Raw genomic sequence first — 22526 nt, forward strand, 5'->3', positions numbered from 1 at the left:
AAAACAAAACTACTTTTTACATTAATTACATGTTATACGTTTGTGTTACAAGCCCAAACTTATGTGCCAGATGATATTTTCGAACAAGCTCTCATAGATTTAGGCTATGATTCTGGACCTTTAGACGACTATGTGCCCACAGCAAATATAAGTGGGCTTACAAGTTTAAATGTGTCTTGGATGAATATTTCTAATTTAGCAGGAATTGAAGATTTTGCTTTACTAGAAACCTTAAACTGTCGAGGGAATCTATTAACAACAATAGACTTGTCATCTAATCTAGCACTTACATCTTTGGATTGTAGTCAAAATATGATAATTGCTCTAGATTTAACAACCAACACAAATCTTAGCATATTAAACTGTTCTCAAAATCAAATTGAAGAATTAGATCTTTCTTTACACCCAAATCTTTCAAGATTAAATTGTAAAAACAATCAACTTTCAGAATTGAATATTAAAAATGGAGGCAATACCAATTTTGTTAATTGGTGGGATTTTAGCGCTAATTTTAATCCGGATTTAGAATGTATTCAAGTCGATGATGTTAGTTATAGTGCAAGTTGGCTTAATATAGATAACCAATCATACTTTCTTGAAGATTGTAATTATGGATTCACTTATGTGCCAGATGATAATTTTGAACAAGCTTTAATAGATTTAGGTTATGATTCTGGACCTTTAGATGATTATATAGACGCTACTAATATTTCAAGTGTAACTACTTTAGATGTCTCTAATAAAAACATTTTAGATCTAACAGGAATTAGAAGCTTTGTTGCTTTAGAAATCTTGAATTGCAGCCAAAATCAATTATCGGTTTTAAGTATAGATAATTTATCTAATTTAAAAGAGCTAGATTTTAGCTCAAATAACTTTTCAGGTAATTTAAACTTTAATAGTAATACTTTATTAGAAATACTTAATGGTGAACAAAATCAGCTAACAAGTATTAATTTATATCCAACTTTATTAGAGGAATTAAGATTATCCAACAACAATATTTCTTATATAAGTCAATCTAACTTCCCTAACTTAAGAGTTTTTGAAATCGCTTCCAATAATTATTCTACCCAAGATATTTTGTCAAATCTTTCAATTACGCACTTAAACTTAAATGACAATCTTTTTGAAAATTTAGATTTTTCGCAGCACACTAATTTAGTGTCATTGCAAGTTGTTAATAATAATTTATATACATTAAATTTAAAAAATAATAGCAATACAACTATAACCACTTTTGAAGCGACCGGAAACACAAACCTTACATGTATTGAAGTTGATGATACAAATTATTCAACAACAAATTGGACAGCAATAGATAGTCAAACAAGTTATAGCACAAGCTGTTCTATTCCGTCCTCTTTAGTTTATGTTCCAGATGATACTTTTGAATCTTATTTAATTAGTGAAGGTAAAGACAATTTTTTAGATAATTACGTGCTTAAATCCAATATGAGCACTGTTACAACAATAGATATACAAGGTAGCGATTGGTTTCTTTCTGAACTTTCCGATTTAACAGGTATAGAAGCATGTGTAAACTTAATTAATTTAACCATTACCTGGAATTTTGTTACAAGTATTGATTTAAGTGCCAACCTTAATTTAGAAAAATTGAATTGTCGTGGTGCTCAATTTTCTGAATTAAATTTAAGTGCTCATTCAAATTTAAATTGGTTTAATGCAGAAGGTAACGGTCTTACATCATTAAATATTAAAAATGGAAACAATAGTAATTTTATCCATTTCAGTGCTCTTTACAACCCAAGTTTAACTTGCGTCGAAGTGGATGATGCTACTTACTCAACAACAAACTGGACTAATATTGATTCAGGAACATCGTTTAGCGAAAACTGCGCGACCATGAGTATTAATGATGAAACTATTTATCAAATAAAACTATTTCCAAATCCAGCAATAGATTATTTAAATATTAAAAGGAATAACACTACTAATCTAGATTATCAAATAATGGATATCCTTGGTAAACCGATTGGCTCTGGAACAATGATTTCAAATAAAATTAATATTTCACTTCTTAAATCTGGAATTTATTTTTTAAGCCTTTCAGATAAAAAAATAATGCAGACTTCTAAATTTATAAAACAATAACCATGACCAAATCAATATTCAAATTAAGTGTATTAATACTTTCCATCCTCTTCATAAACAGTTGTAGCAACAACGACGATAATACCGCAACACGTAGTGCCGATAAAATTGAAATAACCATTGATAATGGTACCCCGTTAAGTTATTCAACAAATATTGTGGCAACAGATTACCCTTTGGCCGCTCAAACTGGATTTCAGTGTGTATTTAAAATTACTTCTAAAGATGATGTGAGTACAGACACGTTTGGTTTTACCTATGGTATAACAACCGATCCATGCCCAGTAATTATTGCAACACCAGCTACATTTATCTTAAATGGGCCTGAAATTGGTGCATTAAATATACAAGGCATAGATATAGATTATAATAATGCAGGAAATTCAATCACCTTTACCTACAATGTTTTTGGTAATAATCCTGGTGACGACATAAAAATTATATTTTCTGGAAATTACTTTGATTCTTTAGGTGTTAGCCACACCATAAGTGGTGACATTGATATTAAAAGAAGTTAAAAGGCAAACATTTTATAAATTAGGGTTAGTATTTTTGTTAGTTATGTTAATGAATTCTTGTTTTAGTGACAAGGATTCATTGACTAAAGACTACATTTTGGAACACTTAAAGCAATGCGAAGCGAAGCGTCCAACTAACAACCTACTTTAGCGTAGAAAAAGAGAATTATAGACCTCCAAAAGGCACTGACATAAGGTTAGGTAACATTGGGTCTTATAAGTAAAAATACCTTTCTATATAAAATACTATACTGTTTCAACGAATCAAAATATGCCAATAAAAACAGAAAGTTACACAGAAATATTGCTGTTTAAAAAAGAAAATAAAAGTGGATGGGATATATTGCATTTGTAATTTTAATAAATAACTATCTTTAGATGTGCTAAAACACATTTTCATATTACTATTGCTCTGTTCTTTTGCAAAACTCAATGCTCAAGAACCAATCCGTTATACCACAAAACAAGGCTTGCCAACCAACCATGTGTATGACATGGTAGAAGATGAAAATGGCTTTATGTGGTTTGCTACAAAACAAGGTGTGGTAAAGTATGATGGAGAAAGTTTTAAAACGTTCACTATAAAAGATGGTTTACCCAATAATGATACATGGTTGTTAGAGTTAGATTATCAAGGTAGACTTTGGTATTTCTCTAAAAGTGCATACCAAGGGTACATTAAAAATGATAGTATCTATAAATTTAGCACAGCCAAAGCAGAAGTAATTACACCGCGTTTTATCTTTAAAACTAAAGATAGTTTATGGTTTTACGGGACTTCCGGTTTGCAAACTTTTAGCGACACAACTATTATTAATACTGGTTTTTATAATAATGAAACTGCAAAAAAAATTAATGGGAAAACCAATGCTATTCAACGTCAACATGGTTTTACTGGTAAAACCGGTTTAATGCCAGTTTTTTATAATCCAGAAACCAAAGAATGTGTCTTTTTACAAAAAACGAAACTATTGGTCTATGACTGGGACTTTAAGTTTAAAAAAGAAATCCCAGTAAACGTTCCATTGGTTTATAAAAATTCTAAAATCCAAAATCAGGGATTGTTATATAATCAAATTGGGTTTTATGGCTTAGAAAAAGGTGTTTTGTTTATGGATTTTAAAAGCTATAAAGCAAAATATATATCGTTTAAAGAGTTGGTTGGTGTTGATAGTATTAGATATTTTAGATGTTTTGGACTTAAAAACGAGATACAAATTAGTATTCCAGGACATTTAATGATTTTTGATTACCAATTAAACCTAAAGAACACCTATAATTTCCCTGAAAACTTAAGTGCAAAAAGTTATAAAGATTCTAAAGACAATATTTGGTTATTGGATTTAGCCAATGGGATCTCATTAATACCTAATACGCAAGCAGATGCTACTTACTATTTAAACAATCATAAAGTTCAAAAAATAAATTGGATAAATAATATATTATTTGCAGGCGTGAATGATGTAGGGTTCTTTCAATTTAATAAAACTGAAAACACTTTCAAATCTATATTCCAGTTTGCTAAAGCAAATGGTGAAATATATCAAATTAAAAACGACAAAGAGACCAATACTAATTATTTCATTTCAGCAGCAAATCAATTTACTTTAGATAAAAGTAATTCATTGAATGAATTTGACATAAAACAAAAAAATGAAACTAATGGATATATTGGAGGCTTAAAGGACTTGGTCAATTTTAAAAACAAATTGTACGTAGTGGCATCAAATCACCTTTATAGAAGCAATAGTCCTCAAGAAAATGGCCAAATTATTGTTGTTAAATCAGGTCTTCTTTTTGCTGAAACATTTAACAATCAATTATTTATAGCAGGTAGTGATGGTTTGCATTTACTAGATAATGATCAAATAATAAAACCTAAAATCAGCAACAATTTACTAAATGATCCTATTGGTAGTATTGCTACAACAGATAATTTTTTAATTGTTGGTACAGACGGAAGAGGTGTGTATTTATATAACGAAGACAAAATTTTTCATTTAATAGAAACCGATGGATTATCTATACAACGCATACTTGTAGAAAATGATACGCTTTGGTTGGCCACCCAAAAAGGTGTAAAAAAGATAGAACTTAATAAAAAAGATTTAAGTACGTCAAGAATCGTTGACTCATACTATGAAGCAGATGGCTTGCTTCAAAACAACACCAACGACATTTATATTAAGGATAGTATTCTGTTTGCAGCAAGTGATATGGGCTTAGCAAAGTTAAATATAAACAGTCAGGTCTATAAAGAAAAGCCAGAACTCTATTTTAAAACATCTAACGACACACTAGACTACAAAAACGGAGAAAGAAATAACATTAAAGTGAAATTTGCGCTACAAAATTATGTTAATCAAGAGCATGTAACTTACAAATACAGGTTATTACCATCACAAAAAGAATGGGTCAGTACTGAGGCTAAAACACTAAATTTCGCTAATCTTTCACCAAAACGATACACTTTAGAAGTAAAAGCTACAGACCAACACAATAATACTAGTATTGCAAAACAATACTTAGATGTAATACCAAAGTGGTGGCAACTTTGGTATAATAAAATTGGATTTGCTGTTATTGGCTTATTTGGATTTATATTACTGATGAGTAAAACCAAGCAGAAAATTACAAAAAGTGAACAAGAAAAGGCGCAAAAAGAAAAGCGAGTCGCAGGTTTAGAATTACAAGCCTTACGCAGCCAAATGAATCCGCATTTTGTGCATAATTCATTGAATGCTATTCAATATTTTATTCAAAGAAAAGAGGTGGAATTATCTGAAAACTACTTGTCTAAGTTTTCGCAATTAATCCGATTGTTTTTTGAGTATTCTAGAAGGCAAACCATAACCATTAAAGAAGAATTAGAACTACTAACCAATTATCTAGACATTGAAAAACTCAGATTTGAGGAAAAATTGAACTATAATATTACAGTCTGCGAAAAAATAGATGTAGAGGAACAGCGTATTCCGTCTATGTTATTGCAACCTATAGTAGAGAATGCAGTTAATCATGGATTATTTCATAAAAAGGAAAATGGAACTGTTGAGGTGCTCTTTAAACAGTTAAAAGAAGATTCATTTAAAGTGACTATAAAAGATGATGGAATAGGTATAAATAAAGCCAAGTCAATTTTTAAAGCCTCATCTAAAAACTATCAATCTAACTCATCAAACGTGCTTAGAGAGCGACTAGATTTGTTAAACAAGAATAAAGAATGGCAAGTAGATTATAAAATAGAAGATATTTCTGAAATTGAAAAAGACAAAACAGGAACTATTGTAACATTAATCTTCACACAATTAAATAGCCAATGAAAATAAATGCAATTTTAATAGATGATGAGCGAAAGGCACTAGCTATTTTAAAAAATAAGTTAGAGCGTTTATGTCCTAATGTAACTATTATTGCTGAAACTCAAAGTCCAAAAGAAGGTATAGAATTAATAAAAAAACTAAAGCCACAATTGGTTTTTTTAGACGTTGCCATGCCAGAATTGAGTGGCTTTGACCTACTCGCAGAAATAGAAAATCCAGATTTTGAAATTATTTTTGCCACAGCTTTCGATAATTATGCCATTGAAGCCATTAAACATTGTGCTATTGGTTATTTAGTAAAGCCTGTTGATAATGACGATTTAATTAAAACCGTAAAGAAGGCCATTTTAAATATTGAAGAAAAATCGGCTTTAGAAAAGAATAAACTACTTATCGAAAACCTTGGAGCTACTACGTTTCAGAATAAGAAAATTGTAGTACCATCTAGTGAAGGTTTAGAGTTTATAAAAATGTCAGAGATTTTATTTTTTGAAGGCGATAATGGCTATACAAGAATACATATAGTTAATAGAAAAGCCATTTTAAGTTCTCATAGTATAGGCTATTTTAATAAATTGATTGAAAACCAGTCATTCTATCAAATTCATAAATCGTATCTTATTAACCTTACATACATAGAAAAGTATTTAAATGAAGGTTATGTGATTTTACAAGACAATCATAAGCTTCCTGTGTCTAGAAATAGAAGACAAGATTTTTTAAATTGCTTAAGGGAATGAGATCCAAAGATGTAGTTGAGACTTACATGCGCTAATTCAAGCTTAAAAGTCTATTTATACTCCATAATCAAAAACACAGCAGTAGTCTCACCAATATTTAAGACCTCATGCGATGACCTTTCATCTTTATTAAAATTATAACCTGTTGGTATATCAACCACTCTTGTTCCTGTAGTATCTGTAATTCTAAATTTTCCGCCAGCTAGCGAATAGCCAAAATGTGGATTATGATAATGTTTTTCGTGCCCAACACCAGGCTCAAAACTACATTTAAGGACTCTCAGTTCTTTGTTCTCTTCTAAAACCTCACAAACTGCTCTACCTTTCCAGCCAGCTTTTAAAGGATCGGGTAATGTATTTTTAGGCTTACAACTTATTGTTACAAGGCAGAAACAGAAAAGATAATAAACGGTTGTTTTTTTTAAGATGCTAATCATATCTTTTTACAAGTTAGAAGGAATAAATTCATAGGTTTTATTACTTAAATTTAATATTACTTTATATTTACCAGGTTTAACCTCAATATTTTCCCAAAAATAAATGGCATCTCCTTTAGGGAAAGATGTTCCTCCCCAATTTTGAATCCAGCTATCTCTTGTCCTAAACTTAACCGTCCCTTTTTTTAATTCTATTTCAGTTTCCCAAATACTATTAACTTCATCTATTAATTGCATTGGTATAGATTTTACGCCTACACCTTCATAACCATCAATTGCAGTTCCAATAATACCAACATTGTCATAAAATAATCTAATGTTAGAATCGTAATCTTTTATTAACTGAAGTAATGAAAGTGCATCTTGTTTTGTGTTATGAATATCTAATTGTTTAATTCTTAAACGATTAGATTTAATAGTCTTTAGTGCCGTTTTAACTTTTGGAGTTTTAACTAATTCTAGAACTTTAAGACGTTCTTCATTTGTGAAAAAATTAATATCAATTCCTTCAAAATTATTAAAGGCTGTTAAGCCATAGACTATTATAGGTGTAGGAATATTTTCTTTTTTGAGTATTTCTTCAATTTCATTTTCTAAAGCCTTCTCTATCCATATACGATTTTCTAGATAAGACGTAATTTTTTTTGCAATTTTAAGCTGTTTTATGTCGTTAAGATTTAATTCTACCTTAGAAAAAAGACTACTACCTTTAGCTATTATTTTTGTGCTAATATCAGTACCTTGATCTATGTAAAACAACTTATACGGTAACAATTTTAAAGGGATGCTATCTGGCGCATATAGTAATTGATTTATAAAAGTTATTTGTTGATCTAAACTGGTATTTGTATTATCATAATCTTGTATTTCAATATCTAAATCGTTAAAAACTTGCTCTAAAGCCAAAGCAAATTGTTCGTCTTTTTTTTTCGATTCATTCCAATTGTTAATCTGTAAAGCGATTAGAATACCAATAACTACAAGGATAATTTCGCCAATAGCATATTTAAAATATTTGCTTGTTTTGTTTTTTTTCATCAGATTGTATCTTATATGTCTAAAGAATTTTATCATAACAAGATTTAAAAATTAATACAAAATATTGTCTAAGATTCTAGTAATATTTTTCTCCTTCATATCCACAGCGTTATCTATAAGAAAAAGCTCTGATATTTCTCTTTTTATCTCTGCGAGTTCTAAATCACTATATTCATGTTGGTGAATGTTATCGTCAATAATTTCGAGACTTTCATCTTCATTATGATTAGAAAATACTTTATAAATCTCATCAAAAGTTTTAGAATCGGTTTTAGATTTAATTAATTTAATTTCTTCCGCTGTTTCAACAGAATTGGCATTTGCGCACAGCAATAAAATATAAATCTTTAATTCTTTTTTTGTCCAGTTGATGCTACTCATTTTTTTAGGTTTAAAAGGTTGAAGTGTTTATTGAATCTAAATTATTTATGTTTTTGATATGTTGGTAATCTTACTAGTTTTTAATTATCTATAGATTGTGATACTAGAATTGGAAATTTCCAACCCGTTTTATCTGATCTTGTGTCTTGAGTTTGCTTTAAAATGATGCCGATAACCTGTTCTTTAGGGTCTGCGAAATATTGTGTATTAAAATAACCGCCCCAACTAAACGTTCCTTCACTACCACTCCCTCCTTTCTCTTCACCTTTTTTATTTTGTACTGCGAATGCAAGACCGTACACCACGCTAGTATCTTCTCCCCAGAGATCATTAATGTGATTTGCAAGAATGATATTTACCGTTGTTCTGCTCAATAGTCTTTTGCCATTATAAACACCTTTATTTAAGTACATCTGTAAAAATTTAGCATAATCCTCAGCTGTGCTGCTAAGACCAGCTCCACCAGAGAAAAATTGCTTTGCTCCTTTAATTGGGTAATCGGTATCATAAAAAGTGACAGGATAATTTTTCCATTTGCCATTTTCTTTTGTTTGTACCGCAACTAATCGATCTGCTTTAGATTCGGGTAAATAAAACCATGTGTCATCCATACCCAAAGGATCAAAAATATGAGTACGCAAAAAGGTATTAAAAGACATTCCAGAAATAACTTCAATAAAATAGCCTAACACATCATAACTCTCGCTATAAGTGAATTTTTCTCCAGGATTGTGGTGTAGTGGAAGTGTAGCTAGTTTTTTAATGTTTTCACCTATACGAATATTCTTAGTTGTAAATAAGTCAACTATTCCTGCTTTTTTATAAATCTTTTTAAAACGATTATCTCCATCTATTACACCATAGCCTATGCCAGAAGTATGCGTTAATAAATGCCTAATTGAAATCTCTTTATCGGCAGGTTGGGTAGTGAAATTTCCATCTTCAAAAAGCGAATCGAGCACAACAGGGTTTTTAAATTCTGGAATATATTTAGAAACAGGATCATCTAACCTAAACTTACCTTGTTCCCAAAGCATCATAACAGCAGTAGCAGTAATTGCTTTAGATTGAGAAGCAAGTCTAAATATATCGTCCGTTTTAAGCGCTTTTTTTGTTGCTGCATTTGAGGTACCAAAGGCTTTATTGTAAACTATTTTTCCATTTCTGGCTACCAATGCAACTATTCCTGGTAAATCCCCTTCTTTTATTGCGCTGATGCACATAGAGTCAATCAGAGCAAGCCTTTCTTTAGATAATCCTACATCTATTGCAGTGCCATAACTAATTTTTGTAGATACTTTATTAGATTTTGTTTGAGCATTTACAAAATTAGATAAGCTGATAAATAAAACGAAAAGGACTATTTTAGGTGTGGTGAGAAAATTCATTGTTGATTGTTTTTAATTTTTTATTAAGAACTAAATGCTTTTAAAGGCGCTAAAGCCAGATTAAATTCTAGATCTAAATTGCGCTTTGCAGCTTCATTTTTATAAATAACACGAGCACTGCCCTTTGGCTTTACATTTTTAAGTATGGTCGAAACATCTTTTGCAGATACTTTTGTCTTAAAGCCTTGCTCTAAAAATTGTTTTGTAGTATAGCTTCCAATAAAACCAGACCCTCTAAAAATACCGACTGTTTTCATTAATTTGTTTATTCCTATTAAAAAGAGTAACTGTTAATTATTTTCTGCTTTTAATACCGTTAATTAAATATTGTAATAGGTTATTAACGCTAACATTGACTTATGCGTCTAAATAATTTTATTACAACACACTTTAGAGAGCAGATAAAGTCAAAGTAGTAGTTGGGCTGGTGTTAACTATTTGCAAGAAAATAAATTAAATAATCACAAATTGAATTTTAAAGTTACAATTTAATTGGGCGCATACCAAAAAATAAATTTATTACGTTTAAGTGATTATGAAGAAAGGACTACTCATTTTTTTATTATTTTTTATACCTATAGTTTTGGTATTTCAATTAAGACCTATTAAAAAAGCTGTTAATACAGTTGCTGCCATTATAGAAACTCCAAACCTTATTAATAAGGATAGTTTAACTATACAATCTAGAGTTAATGCTGTAGATGGTTATAAACGTGTTGACTATAGTGATGGAAGTTTTGAGAACTATATCCGCAACTACAAATTGAAAGCTTTTGGAAGTAAGATTACCAACTATGATAATTCCGAATATTTTTGGCAAGGTGGTCATATCGGCGTTTTAGAAATTCCTGTACCCAAAAACGGACTACAACAATGCGCAGATGCATTAATTAGAATTAGAAGCGAATACCTTTGGGATAACAATAGAAAGGATGAGATTGGTTATAAATTTACGTCTGGTCATTATTGCTCTTGGCAAAAATATGCTGAAGGCTATCGGCCCAAAATTAATGGTAATAAAGTAACCTTTCATAAAACCGCTTCAGCAAATCAGTCTAAAGAAAACTTCTATAAATATTTAAATTTAATCTATATGTATTCTGGTACGTTGTCATTATATTACGAACTCAAATCTATTAAAGTCAAAGATTTAAGAATAGGAGACATGCTTATTAAAGGAGGTTCACCAGGCCATATTGTTATGATTGCTGATGAACTGATTAATGAGAATGGTGAAAAGTTATTTCTTCTATTTCAAGGTAATACACCAGCACAAAGTGTTCACCTAGTTAAAAACCTTGAGAATTCAAACATTTCTCCATGGTATCAATTGGAAGATGATGCCGTTATTCCAGTTTCAAATTATACTTTTAGTAGTGCGAAATTTGTGCGTTTTAAATAAGCTTCTTGTATCTTTACAGCATGAGCAAACCACTTACTCCACAAGAATTACATAACCTTGCCATGAATCATGTTGGTAAGGATTTAGAATCATGTGGTTTTGAGTTTATAGCAATTAATAGCAAGTTAAAAAAGCATCCTCAATTTGTATGTATCGATAAGGATAGTCAATACTTTTTTGTTGTAGTAAGGGCTGTAATACTACCTGAAAATCCTAATAACTTCGATGTAGTTTGGATGCAAACTTTTAAAAAGCATGCGTACGAAAAAGATGCTAAGGTTTTATATGCAGGAGTTGGTCTAGGTAATCCTGAAGGTGAAGATTTACCAATTTATTTAAATGAAGAATATCTCATAGAATATAATGGCATTCAGGTAATTGAAATGAATTTGAATTGATATGAAGAAACGAGTTGCTGTTTTAGTCCTATTCACACTTTTTTGCTGCTCTGAGCATAAAATACAGAATGTAAAACTATCTGGCCCAATCTTCGGTACAGGGTTTAATATTCAGTATTATTCTGAAAATAATAGTAACTACCAAAAGCAAATAGACAGCTTATTTAATGTTGTAAATCAATCGCTTTCAACTTATATTAAAGATTCTGATATTTCTAAATTAAATAGAAACGAAATATCTAAAATAGATCATCATTTCAAAAATGTTTTTAAAGCTTCAAAAGTTATTTATAGACAGACAGAAGGCGTTTTTGATCCCACAATTGGCAATGTGGTAAATGCTTGGAATTTTGGTGCAGAAAATAATAAATTTTTAACAGATAGTACAACCATTGATAGTTTAATGAAACACGTAGGATTCAATAGAGTTGGCCTTGTAGATCATGAAATTAAAAAATCGAAGGAAACCTATCTAGAGTTTAATGCCATTGCAAAAGGATATGGTATAGATGTAATAGCAGATTTTCTAGAATCTAAAGGAATTAAAAATTATATCGTTGATATTGGTGGAGATTTACGGGTTTCGGGTTCTAATTTTGAAAGCAAAAAAGGTTGGACCGTCGGTATCGATGATCCCAATTTTGATGGTACACAGTCCTTTTCTAAAGTAGTAGTGTTAAAAGACGAAGCATTGGCAACCTCTGGCACTTACAGAAAATTTAAGATAGATGAGAAAGGGAATCGCTATGCACATATTATTAATACAAAAACAGGCTATCCTACCAAAACAAATGTACTTAGTGTTTCTGTTATTGCAGCAGATTGTATAACAGCAGATGGCTATGCAACAGCTTTTCAAGCCATGGGAGTTGAAAATGTAAAAACCTTTTTAAATTCTCATATAGAGTTAAAGGCTTATTTTATTTATGAAGATGAAAATAAGACATTGCAGACCTTGACTCTAAATGATTTTCCGGAATAGAAATTCTTGTGACTTTTTAAAAGTTGTAGTGTCTTATAATTGCTATTAACTACTATTCAAAAAAAAGTTGAGCCTTATTCGTTTGGCTCGACTTTTTTATTTAAATACTACCGGGATTATCTCACCCTTTGCTAATCGATATTTTTCAATTTCAGCAACAGAAAGTTGAACGGTGTAATCTACTTCTTCAACTTTAAATCCTATACTACGAAGCTTTTCAAAATAATCCCTGCCATAAACCCTTACATGGTCGTACTGACCAAATATTTTCGCGCGTTCAGCTTTATCCGTTATTGTATTGTCCTCAAAAGTAGTATCTAAATTTAAATCTTGTGGTATTTGAAAAATTCCATAACCACCTGGTTTCATAACCCGATATAATTCTTGCATGGCTTTAGTATCATCAGGTATATGTTCTAAAACATGATTACACAGAATAATGTCGTAACTATTATCTCTAAAAGGAAGATTACAGATGTCTGCTTTTACATCGGCAATAGGTGATAGTAAATCCGTTGTGATATAATTTAAGTTTTTTAACGTTCTGAAGCGTTTTAAAAAACATTGTTCTGGTGCAAAATGTAAAACTTTTAAGTTTTTTGAAAAGAACTTAGTTTCATTCTTAAGGTACAGCCAAAGTAACCTATGCCGCTCTAGAGAGAGGGTAGAAGGTGATAATACATTTGGGCGTTGTGTACCGTAACCATAAGGTAAAAAACTCCTAAAACTTTTACCGTCAATTGGATCGGTGAATTTGTTGCCTTTTAGAAATAAAGCAAGAATAGGTCGTGCTAAATAGCTAAGCCTAATTAAGAATGGTCTAGGTATAATGTTAAGAAAAAATTTGAAAATTGTTTTCATTTTTTTTGTTACTCAGTGATGTACTGAGATTCGCAGAGTGTGTTTACTCGATTGTGTTTATGAATCTTTTTATTTTGTTTTTTAAAAGTTTGGTGCTAAAACTAAGTAATAATCCCAAAGGATAATTACCCAACTTCATATAAGTAAATATTTGTATTGTATTGACATCTGTGAATTTTTCAACTGTTTTAAGTTTAAATACGGTTTTTTGTTCAACAAGTAAATCGATTCTATGTCCATGATCTAAAGTAATATAGTTATAAACTTATAGGTTGAGAAATTTCTTTTTGAACAGAATATCCCATAGCCATTAATTTATAATGAAACATTCTTGATAAGCTGGTTCTAGCAATCCTGGCTCAAGAGCTTTATGAACTTTAATAGCAGCTCCATAATATTTTCTGTAATCTTATCGTAAATCATTTTCTAAATTAAAACTATAATGCTTCGCAAATCTCTGTGTAATAATTTAAAGCACTAAAGCTTTCTGACGAAACGCATCTTCTTCATTAGAACTTATGCCCAAGGCTTCATGCACATAAGCAAATGTCGAAAGGATTTCTGGTAGACCATTAACTATAGCGATGTCATGTTCAAAATGAACACTTGGTTTTCCATCTTGAGTTACAATAGTCCAACCGTCTTTAAGTTGTTTCACTTTGTGAGTTCCCATATTTATCATTGGCTCAATGGCAACAACCATACCTTCAATAAACTTTTTACCTCTACCACGTCTTCCATAATTTGGCATTTCAGGATCCTCATGCATTTTTTTGCCCAAACCATGACCAACCAATTCTCGTACAACACCATAGCCATGAGATTCACAATGTTGTTGTATTGCAAAGCCAACATCACCAACACGGTTTCCAAGTTTCAGTTGGCAAATCCCAACATAAAGCGATTTTTTGGTAACCTCAATTAGTTTTTTAGTCTCTTCAGCAACATTCCCGATTTCGAACGTATAAGCATGGTCACCGTAAAATCCATTCATTAAAGCACCACAATCTATAGATACAATATCTCCATCTATCAAAGGAATATCTGTTGGTAAACCATGAACAACGGCTTCGTTAACACTGCACAAAAGGGTAGAAGGGCAGTCGTAGAGTCCTTTAAAACCTGGTAAAGCACCATGGTCTCTTATGAATTCTTCAGCAATGGTATCTAAATGATTGGTTGTAATACCTTCTTTAACCTCTTTAGCTAACATACCTAAAGTTTTAGATACGACGAGCGCACTTTGACGCATTAATTCAATTTCTTCTTTCGTTTTTACAATTATCATGATTCTTAAATTGAGCGACAAAGATAGGTAATTATAACAATTTTAAAATATTACTAAAACATGATAAAAGACAGTTTTTTAACGTATTTTCTATCTTAATTTTGCACAGATAAAATCTAATAAAAATGTATAAAACAGTTAGTGCCGAAGAAGCTTTAAAAATCGTAAAATCTGACGACAAAATATATATACAAGCAGCTGCAGCAGTCCCAAATGTGTTAATAAGAGCACTAACGAATAGACATGAAGAACTTAGAAATGTTGAGATTTGCCAATTGCATACTGAAGGTGATGCACCATATGCTAATCCTAAATTAGCAAAGAGTTTTCATGTTAATTCATTTTTTATTGGAAAAAATGTTAGACATACTTTAAAAGCAGGTAATGGCTCCTATACACCAGTATTTTTGAGTGAAGTTCCATTATTGTTTAAACGAAATATTGTAGATGTAAATGTAGCTTTAATCCATGTTTCTGTTCCAGATATTCATGGCTATTGCTCTTTAGGTGTTTCAGTTGAAGCGACTTTAGCAGCAATTGACAATGCTGACTATGTTGTAGCTCAGGTTAATAAACAAATGCCTAGAACGTTTGGTGATGGAATTATTCACGTTACAGAAGTTAATGCCTTTGTAGAGTGTGATGAACCCTTACCAGCACATCCTATAACAACGCCAACAGATGTTGAAACTAAAATCGGTGACTATGTTGCAAATTTAATCGAAGATCGGAGCACCTTGCAGATGGGAATAGGAAATATTCCTAATGCAGTATTGTCAAGGTTGCACAATCATAAAGATTTAGGCTTGCACACTGAGATGTTTTCTGATGGTGTAATAGACTTAATCCTTAAAGATGTTATTAATGGAAACTATAAAGGTGTAAATCCAGGGAGGGCTTTAGCAACATTTTTAATGGGATCTCAACGTTTGTATGATTATGTAAATGATAATCCTTTTGTTGAGATGCGCACCTCGGATTATGTAAATGATGTGTCAGTGATTAAGCAAAATCCAAGAATGGTAGCTATTAACTCTGCAATTGAAGTGGATTTAACTGGTCAGGTTTGTGCAGATTCAATTGGGTCTAAAATGTACTCTGGTGTTGGTGGTCAAATGGATTTTATTAGAGGAGCATCACTTAGTGAAGGAGGAAAAGCAATTATAGCCTTACCTTCAATCACCAAAAAAGGAATTAGTAGAATTGTACCTTCATTAAAACCAGGAGCAGGAGTTGTTACAACAAGAGCACATATTCATTATGTAGTTACAGAATATGGTGTCGCAAATTTATATGGAAAAACAATTAAAGAGCGTGTAAAAGCCCTAGTTAAAATTGCACATCCAGACCATAGAGAAGGTATAGATAAAGCGTATTTTGAAATGGTCTAGATTATTTGCCAATTAAAATTGCCACCATTTTTTTTGTGCATTTTTTATATCTGGTTCCTCATTGGTAATCATCTGGTAAATTTCACCCCAACCAAGGATTCCTCCAATATTGCGATCATCTATAAAAAGGTCTGCATGGATTTTTCTACTTCTACTATAATCAAATTTTTCTTCTGGGAAGCTTGCATTTACAGCATAGAATTCAATATCGTTTTCTTTACAAAAATCAACGGCTTCTTGAAGTTTTTGACCACTTCTGTAGGTCCAAAGAATAAGTCTGTGACCATCTTGTTGTAATCGCTTTAAGGTTTCAAAAGCAAAAATGCGTGTTTTCCCAATTTTAGGATATGCATCTTCTACGATTGTACCATCAAAATCTATTGCAACTATTAATCTATCCTGAAAATTCATTTTATATACTCAATTGTTATGTAAAGGTACAATAATAAGAGGTTTATACAAGGCTGTGTTGTGTCATTACCAATGGCTGCGGAATTCCTAACAACTTTAAAACTGTAGGTGCAATATCTCCTAAAACACCATCTTTTATAGCCTCTAAATCCTTGTCTATTAAAATAATAGGAACAGGATTTGTGGTGTGAGCTGTATTTGGTGATCCATCAGGGTTTATCATGGTTTCGCAATTACCATGGTCTGCGATTAGGATAATTGTATAATCATTTTCTAAGGCCGTAGTAACAACATTCTTTACACATTCGTCAACAGCTTCACAAGCTTTTATAGCAGCTTTCATAACTCCTGTATGGCCAACCATATCTCCATTAGCGAAATTTAAGCACACAAAATCAACGTCTCTTTTTTTAAGTTCTGGAACTAAGGCATCTGTTAACTCATAAGCACTCATCTCTGGTTTTAAGTCGTAGGTAGCAACTTTTGGTGAGTTTCTTAAAATTCTGGTTTCACCTTTGAAGGGTTTTTCTTGCCCTCCAGAAAAGAAAAACGTTACATGAGGATACTTCTCAGTTTCGGCAATTCGTATTTGTTTCTTATTGTGTTTTTCTAACACTTCGCCTAAAGTTTCACTTAAATTATCTTTATTAAAAACAACATTAATTCCTTTAAAGCTATCATCATAATTAGTTAAAGTAACATAATGAAGATTTAGTTTATGCATGTTGTATTCATGGAAATCTTCTTGATATAGCACCTGTGTTAGTTGGCGACCACGATCGGTTCTAAAATTGAAAAATATAAGAACATCATCTTCCTTTATGATTGCCAAAGGCTTGTTATTTTTATCAACACACACTAATGGTTTTATAAACTCATCAGTGATATCATTCTCGTAATTTTCTTGAATTGACTTTAAAACATTGTGTGTGGCTGTTCCTTGTCCTTTAACTAAAGCATCGTAAGCAAATTTCACACGTTCCCAACGTTTATCTCTATCCATTGCATAATAGCGTCCTGTTACCGATGCTAATTTCCCTGTTGTTTTATTTAAATGATCTTTTAATTCTGAAATAAACCCATAACCAGATTTTGGATCCACATCTCTACCGTCTGTGAAAGCATGTACAAAGACATCTTTTAAACCATGATTATTTGCTGCATTAATTAATTCAAAAAGATGACTTATATGAGAGTGTACACCACCATCACTAACTAGACCTAAAAAATGAACGTTCTTATTGTTTGTTTTTGCATATTTAAAGGCATTTTTTAAAACTAGCTCTTCTTGTAGTGTTTTGTTTTTAACGGCAAGGTTGATTTTCACTAAATCTTGATAGACAATTCTACCTGCACCTAAATTCATGTGTCCAACTTCACTATTGCCCATTTGTCCGTCGGGTAAACCAACATGTAGCCCATCTGTTCTTAAACTGGCACTTGGATATGTAGTGTATAGTGAATCAATAAATGGTGTTTGTGCATTATCTATAGCAGAAACTTTTGGGTCGGGTGATTTTCCCCAACCATCTAAAATCATTAAAACGACCTTCTTGTTCATTTGAAAATTTTTAGTGATTTCAAAGATAACATATACTGCATTATAACAAATTGGTAAGCAAAAAAAGTTAAAAGTTTTTCTCTATTTAAAGTTTAAAGCAGACAATGTTAATAGAGAAATGGCTTTTGGGAAGATGTTAACAGATTTGTTTACAAACCGTTAAAAATATGTTATATAATTTTTTTTAGTGTAACACTTTAAAAATTATGTCGTCTCTTTAGTATAATCAAAAAACAAATCAATTAAATTTAAAATCTTTCATCATGAAAAAATCAGTAGTAGTTTTAGCCTTAGCATTGGGCTTTTCAATTAGTAATTTAAATGCATCAAACGAAATTTTAACTTCAGATGCAAATGAAGTAACTGTAAAAACAGTTGAGGTAAGCCCTTTATGTAAGGCTGTTGCAACTGGCAACTTAGATGAAGTGAATAAGCTTATTAAAGCAGGTGCAGATGTTAACACTAAATCCAATGGTATGTTGCCAATTCATTATGCAGCAAAATATAATCGTGTAGATATGATTAAAATATTAATCACTGCAGGATCTAAAATTCATGAGACATGCGATTTGGGATATACAGCTTTAACTCATGCAAAAAAAACAAAAGCAAAAGAAGCAGAATTATTCTTAAAACGTTTTAAAAAGAAAAATGCTTAGGAGTAGATAATTATTTAAGTTAGTTAGAAAACGCAACTTTATTAAGTTGCGTTTTTGTATTTTTTAATAGCTTCTCTAATTTTTTCAATTCGGTTTTCTGGATCTGGATGTGAGCTCTGAAATTCAGGAACACGATTTGGGCCAGCAGCAGTTTTTAAGATTTCCATAACTCCTATCATTTCTTCAGGATTATAACCTGCGTCTAACATAAACATAACTCCAAGTTCATCACTTTCTAATTCGTCTTCTCTTCCGTTTTTAAGTAACGTGCCTTGCCCAATTTGCTGAGCGACAGATCCCATATCTATAGCTCCGGCACCCATAACAAGGGTCTGCCAATATTTAGAATCTGTGATACGCTCATTAGAGTGTTTACCTAAAACATGACCAATTTCATGCCCAAGAACACCTGCGAGCTGATCTTGATTTTCAAGCTTAGAAAATAGTGCATAGGTAATAAATATTTGCCCTCCAGGTAAGGCAAATGCATTAATAGTGTTTTCATCTGCTAAGAGGTGAAACTCATATTTATAAGGTGTTTGTTTAGCTAAACTATTGCTTACAAGTTTATTACCTACATTGTCAACGAGTGCTTGGTAACGATTATCTGGGTGGAGTCCACCATGCTGTTGAGCCATACCAGGTGCACTTTGTAAACCAATGGCAATCTCTTGTTTTGGTGATAGTGATATGGCTTGATTTCTCCCAGTATAAGGGTTGGTTTCTTGCTGGCTACAGCGACGTATAAAAGCAAAAGTTACGATAGCTAAACCTATTAAAATTCTAACTTTAAAATTTCTTCTTCTCATAATAATTGTCTTACTGCTTTCAATTTACAAAAGTTTGACACAAACTTTATTTAAAAGTCATGAGTTTTGTAACAAAAGTCTAAGTTTTTTGCATTTAATAATTATGAGGAACAGATCAAAAGATTTACTTTTATAACTGTAAAAATAATATATGGACTACCAATTTAGAATTATTTCGAATGATGATTTATATCAAATCATCCCTTTAGTGTATGCACTAAATGAGGGTAAAGTTTCTTTGAGTTTGCTTAAATCTCGCTTTGATGAAATGAAACATGAAAACTATGAGTGTGCTGCCATTTTTGATGCTAATAAAGATATTGTAGGTGTTTCTGGGTTATGGTTTTGTACACGTCACTATGTTGGTAAATCGGTTGAGTTAGACCATGTCTATATTAAACCCGAATGTCGTGGTGAAGGTCTTGGAAAGCAATTTATGAGTTGGATTAATCACTATGTAAAAGCAAAAGGGTGTAATTCTATAGAGTTAAATACGTATGTACAGAATTATCCGTCGCATAAATTTTACTATAACGAAGGCTATGAAATTTGGGGCTACCACTTCTTTAAAAACATTTAAACGTTACTTTAAAAAGCCCAAATCTGAATTGGTGGCAATTTCATAAGAAGCTTTGCTATGTTCAAAAATTCTAGCCTCTAAGGTGCCTTTTAAAGTGATAGTATCATCTTTTACATCTATCCAACTTCCTTCGCGTAAGCCAATTACAGGTTGTGTGTTATACGCATGAAACTCTTTAATCCGTGTTTCTCTAGTTTCTCCCATGTGCGTGCTACCAGTAATTGGGTCTAAATAATGCGGATTTATACAAAATGGTACTAATCCTAAAGTTTTAAAGCTTGGAGGATAGACAATAGGCATATCATTAGTCGTATTCATAGTTAAACCACAAATATTACTACCAGCACTAGTACCCAAATAAGGGATGCCATTATTAACAGCATTTTTAATAGCTACTAAAACATCGTTTTTATACAATTGAGAAACTAATACAAATGTATTTCCTCCACCAACAAAAATACCTTGAGCCTTATCAATAGCATCTTTAGGGTTTTCGAATTCGTGAATACCTCTTACAGATTTACCAATACTGTTAAAGGCTTTAGATGCTGTTTTCGTATAATCATTATGAGAAATACCGCCTGGCCTGGCATATGGAATAAAAAGAATCTCATCTGCATATTTAAAATGTAGCTTCAATTCATCTAATAAATATTCTAAATAACCACTGCCATGAATGGTAGATGTGCTTGCAATTATAATTGATTTCAAAATTTGATGTTTTAGATTCTTACGTTTACAAAGAAAGTTAAACTTTTTAAAAGTCTGCTTTATGTTTTAACAAACATTTATCAACAAATTCCTATGAGAATTGAAGAATATGTCCGAAATTTATTACTCTTAAAAATAGTATAGATATATGAAACAGATATTACTCCTATTATTTAGTTTTTTTACGATATCAGCTCTGAGTCAAGATGTTGATAGAATATTAATCAATGGAAAAATCATTGTGTCAACCGAAGATAAAGAAGGTGTGACAGTTTACAATACATCTTCTAATAAAGGAACTACTACGGATAAAGAAGGTTATTTTAAAATTAAAGTTGCAATTAATGATATTGTAGAGTTTGGGGCACTTCAATTTAAAGACTTTACAGCTACCATAACAGAAAAAATTATTACTTCTAAGCGCTTAACTGTAATCTTGGTAGAAGAAGTTAATAAACTAGATGAAGTAGTAGTGTTACCATTTGATCTTACAGGTAACTTAAATGCAGATTTGGAGAATGTAAGAACCTATAATGTAAGTTTAGATGATGTTTATCTTGGTTTAAATCATATTACTCATTTTGAGTTTTCCCCAGATTACAAAACCAAAGCAGATAATTTGGCATTTAACGAATATAACCCTAGAGTTGATAACATGCTTAATGTTGTCAATCTTGCAGGCTTTTTATTAAGCCAAGTTGTAGATATGGATGGAGATAAGCCTAAAACAAAGGAAGAAAAAGAAATAGCTAAAACACCTTTTAAAGAAGCTCTAGACCAGTATAGTGTTAATTATATTCACTCTAATTTCAATATTCCTATAAATGAGGTGGATGCTTTTATCAATTATGTTGAAAAAGAAGGAGTTGATAAAGAATTGTTAAAGGAAAATAAAGAGTTACAGTTTTTAGAACGCATCACACAGCTGAGTAAAGCTTTCATAAAACTTAAGAGTGAAAAAGATTAGTGGACTTTGTTTTTTTATTGTATTTATCACGACTTTGTTTCTAAACGCACAGCACAAAGAATTGAAAGGTCAACTTATCGCGAACCACGAGGTAGAAGGTATTCATATAATAAATAAGACAGCCTCTAAATACGCTATTTCCGATGAAAAAGGGAATTTTATAATTATAGCGAAAGCATCAGATACATTATATATTTCGGGTATAAGATACCAAGCTCAGAGTTTTGTAGTTACAGAATCTATTAAGATTTTAGGTTATTTTAGTGTACAGCTCGTTGAAAAAATAATCGAGTTAAACGAAGTTGTAGTTGGCAAAATATTAACAGGAAGCTTAAAGTCTGATGTTGAAAATTCTGATGCAAAAGCTGAAATTAACTTCTACGACTTGGGTATTCCCGGTAATACTAATTTACCTTTAACTCAAAACGAACAACGTTTATATGATGCAGACCATGGTAAATTTGTGTATTACTATGGTCTAGGAATCACAATAAATGTCCATAAAATATTAAATAGAATTAATGGTGATACTAATGAATACAAGGAAAGAATAGAAACAGAGTTTA

General features: G+C 31.3%; 22 protein-coding genes and 2 pseudogenes. 12 read left to right on the forward strand and 12 right to left on the reverse strand.

Going from position 1 to position 22526, the window contains the following annotated elements:
* The 4 genes from AAC053_RS08920 to AAC053_RS08935 form a co-directional block, all read left to right on the forward strand.
* Positions 1 to 2115: T9SS type A sorting domain-containing protein (locus AAC053_RS08920; RefSeq protein ID WP_339755468.1), on the forward strand; the 2115-nt coding region annotated here is incomplete at its 5' end.
* Positions 2116 to 2117: 2 nt separating this feature from the next.
* Positions 2118 to 2633, forward strand: coding sequence for a hypothetical protein (locus tag AAC053_RS08925; RefSeq protein ID WP_339755469.1), 516 nt, complete (start codon positions 2118 to 2120; stop codon positions 2631 to 2633).
* 380 nt (positions 2634 to 3013) lie between these two features.
* Complete coding sequence (locus tag AAC053_RS08930; RefSeq protein WP_339755471.1) at positions 3014 to 5956, forward strand: histidine kinase; 2943 nt, start codon at positions 3014 to 3016, stop codon at positions 5954 to 5956.
* A complete protein-coding gene (locus tag AAC053_RS08935; RefSeq protein ID WP_339755473.1) occupies positions 5953 to 6696 on the forward strand; it encodes a LytTR family DNA-binding domain-containing protein in 744 nt (247 codons plus the stop codon). The genes AAC053_RS08930 and AAC053_RS08935 overlap by 4 nt, the downstream gene beginning before the upstream one ends.
* 50 nt (positions 6697 to 6746) lie before the next feature.
* On the opposite strand, the gene AAC053_RS08940 is transcribed toward AAC053_RS08935, so the two are convergent.
* From AAC053_RS08940 to AAC053_RS08960, 5 genes are all read right to left on the reverse strand, one after another.
* Positions 6747 to 7133, reverse strand: a complete 387-nt coding sequence (locus AAC053_RS08940; protein ID WP_339755475.1) for a cupin domain-containing protein — start codon at positions 7131 to 7133, stop codon at positions 6747 to 6749.
* Between the two features lie 6 nt (positions 7134 to 7139).
* The gene (locus AAC053_RS08945; protein ID WP_339755476.1) at positions 7140 to 8171 is read right to left on the reverse strand and encodes a DUF6090 family protein; all 1032 of its coding nucleotides are present in this window, start codon (positions 8169 to 8171) and stop codon (positions 7140 to 7142) included.
* Between the two features lie 51 nt (positions 8172 to 8222).
* Positions 8223 to 8552 carry a hypothetical protein gene (locus tag AAC053_RS08950; RefSeq protein ID WP_339755478.1) on the reverse strand — a complete coding sequence of 110 codons (330 nt, stop codon included), beginning with the start codon at positions 8550 to 8552 and terminating at the stop codon, positions 8223 to 8225.
* Between the two features lie 80 nt (positions 8553 to 8632).
* Positions 8633 to 9940: a serine hydrolase domain-containing protein gene (locus tag AAC053_RS08955; protein ID WP_339755479.1), complete on the reverse strand. Its 1308-nt coding sequence runs from the start codon at positions 9938 to 9940 to the stop codon at positions 8633 to 8635.
* 23 nt (positions 9941 to 9963) lie between these two features.
* On the reverse strand, positions 9964 to 10197 hold the full coding sequence (locus tag AAC053_RS08960) for a hypothetical protein (protein WP_339755481.1): 234 nt from the start codon (positions 10195 to 10197) through the stop codon (positions 9964 to 9966).
* Between the two features lie 278 nt (positions 10198 to 10475).
* Between AAC053_RS08960 and AAC053_RS08965 the strand changes: the two genes are divergently transcribed.
* The 3 genes from AAC053_RS08965 to AAC053_RS08975 are packed head-to-tail and all read left to right on the forward strand — an operon-like array spanning position 10476 to position 12722.
* Entirely contained in the window at positions 10476 to 11342 is an 867-nt protein-coding gene (locus tag AAC053_RS08965; protein ID WP_339755483.1) for a DUF4846 domain-containing protein, read from the forward strand.
* Positions 11343 to 11362: 20 nt separating this feature from the next.
* Complete coding sequence (locus AAC053_RS08970) at positions 11363 to 11740, forward strand: Na(+)-translocating NADH-quinone reductase subunit F (RefSeq protein WP_339755485.1); 378 nt, start codon at positions 11363 to 11365, stop codon at positions 11738 to 11740.
* A 1-nt stretch (position 11741) separates the two neighbouring features.
* A complete protein-coding gene (locus AAC053_RS08975; RefSeq protein ID WP_339755486.1) occupies positions 11742 to 12722 on the forward strand; it encodes an FAD:protein FMN transferase in 981 nt (326 codons plus the stop codon).
* Between the two features lie 96 nt (positions 12723 to 12818).
* On the opposite strand, the gene AAC053_RS08980 is transcribed toward AAC053_RS08975, so the two are convergent.
* The 3 genes and pseudogenes from AAC053_RS08980 to map form a co-directional block, all read right to left on the reverse strand.
* Positions 12819 to 13583 (reverse strand): methyltransferase domain-containing protein, encoded by a 765-nt coding sequence (locus AAC053_RS08980; protein ID WP_339755488.1) that lies wholly within the window; start codon positions 13581 to 13583, stop codon positions 12819 to 12821.
* Between the two features lie 43 nt (positions 13584 to 13626).
* A pseudogene (locus tag AAC053_RS08985) lies at positions 13627 to 13935 on the reverse strand (GxxExxY protein).
* 117 nt (positions 13936 to 14052) lie between these two features.
* Positions 14053 to 14871 carry a type I methionyl aminopeptidase gene (map, locus tag AAC053_RS08990; RefSeq protein WP_339755490.1) on the reverse strand — a complete coding sequence of 273 codons (819 nt, stop codon included), beginning with the start codon at positions 14869 to 14871 and terminating at the stop codon, positions 14053 to 14055.
* Between the two features lie 125 nt (positions 14872 to 14996).
* Here map and AAC053_RS08995 point away from each other — a divergent pair, with 125 nt between their 5' ends.
* Complete coding sequence (locus AAC053_RS08995) at positions 14997 to 16262, forward strand: acetyl-CoA hydrolase/transferase C-terminal domain-containing protein (RefSeq protein ID WP_339755493.1); 1266 nt, start codon at positions 14997 to 14999, stop codon at positions 16260 to 16262.
* Between the two features lie 12 nt (positions 16263 to 16274).
* Here AAC053_RS08995 and AAC053_RS09000 read toward each other — a convergent pair whose 3' ends face one another.
* Together AAC053_RS09000 and gpmI are read right to left on the reverse strand one after the other, a co-directional pair.
* Positions 16275 to 16673, reverse strand: coding sequence for a hydrolase (locus AAC053_RS09000; RefSeq protein WP_339755494.1), 399 nt, complete (start codon positions 16671 to 16673; stop codon positions 16275 to 16277).
* Positions 16674 to 16716: 43 nt separating this feature from the next.
* On the reverse strand, positions 16717 to 18234 hold the full coding sequence (gene gpmI, locus AAC053_RS09005; protein ID WP_339755496.1) for a 2,3-bisphosphoglycerate-independent phosphoglycerate mutase: 1518 nt from the start codon (positions 18232 to 18234) through the stop codon (positions 16717 to 16719).
* Between the two features lie 263 nt (positions 18235 to 18497).
* Between gpmI and AAC053_RS09010 the strand changes: the two genes are divergently transcribed.
* The gene (locus AAC053_RS09010) at positions 18498 to 18893 is read left to right on the forward strand and encodes an ankyrin repeat domain-containing protein (RefSeq protein ID WP_339755498.1); all 396 of its coding nucleotides are present in this window, start codon (positions 18498 to 18500) and stop codon (positions 18891 to 18893) included.
* A gap of 41 nt (positions 18894 to 18934) precedes the next feature.
* Here the strand turns inward: AAC053_RS09010 and AAC053_RS09015 are convergent, their stop codons facing one another.
* The gene (locus AAC053_RS09015) at positions 18935 to 19702 is read right to left on the reverse strand and encodes a M48 family metalloprotease (RefSeq protein WP_339755500.1); all 768 of its coding nucleotides are present in this window, start codon (positions 19700 to 19702) and stop codon (positions 18935 to 18937) included.
* Between the two features lie 151 nt (positions 19703 to 19853).
* On the opposite strand from AAC053_RS09015, the gene AAC053_RS09020 reads away from it, so the two are divergent.
* On the forward strand, positions 19854 to 20282 hold the full coding sequence (locus AAC053_RS09020; RefSeq protein ID WP_339755502.1) for a GNAT family N-acetyltransferase: 429 nt from the start codon (positions 19854 to 19856) through the stop codon (positions 20280 to 20282).
* Positions 20283 to 20285: 3 nt separating this feature from the next.
* Here AAC053_RS09020 and pepE read toward each other — a convergent pair whose 3' ends face one another.
* Complete coding sequence (gene pepE, locus AAC053_RS09025) at positions 20286 to 20993, reverse strand: dipeptidase PepE (protein ID WP_339755504.1); 708 nt, start codon at positions 20991 to 20993, stop codon at positions 20286 to 20288.
* A 148-nt stretch (positions 20994 to 21141) separates the two neighbouring features.
* Here pepE and AAC053_RS09030 point away from each other — a divergent pair, with 148 nt between their 5' ends.
* Together AAC053_RS09030 and AAC053_RS09035 are read left to right on the forward strand one after the other, a co-directional pair.
* Complete coding sequence (locus AAC053_RS09030; protein WP_339755506.1) at positions 21142 to 21960, forward strand: carboxypeptidase-like regulatory domain-containing protein; 819 nt, start codon at positions 21142 to 21144, stop codon at positions 21958 to 21960.
* Positions 21947 to 22526 (forward strand): annotated as a pseudogene (locus AAC053_RS09035) (hypothetical protein); the annotation flags it as partial. The gene AAC053_RS09030 and the pseudogene AAC053_RS09035, both read left to right, overlap by 14 nt.

The sequence above is a fragment of the uncultured Winogradskyella sp. genome (assembly GCF_963975125.1).
Classification (GTDB): Bacteria; Bacteroidota; Bacteroidia; order Flavobacteriales; family Flavobacteriaceae; genus Winogradskyella.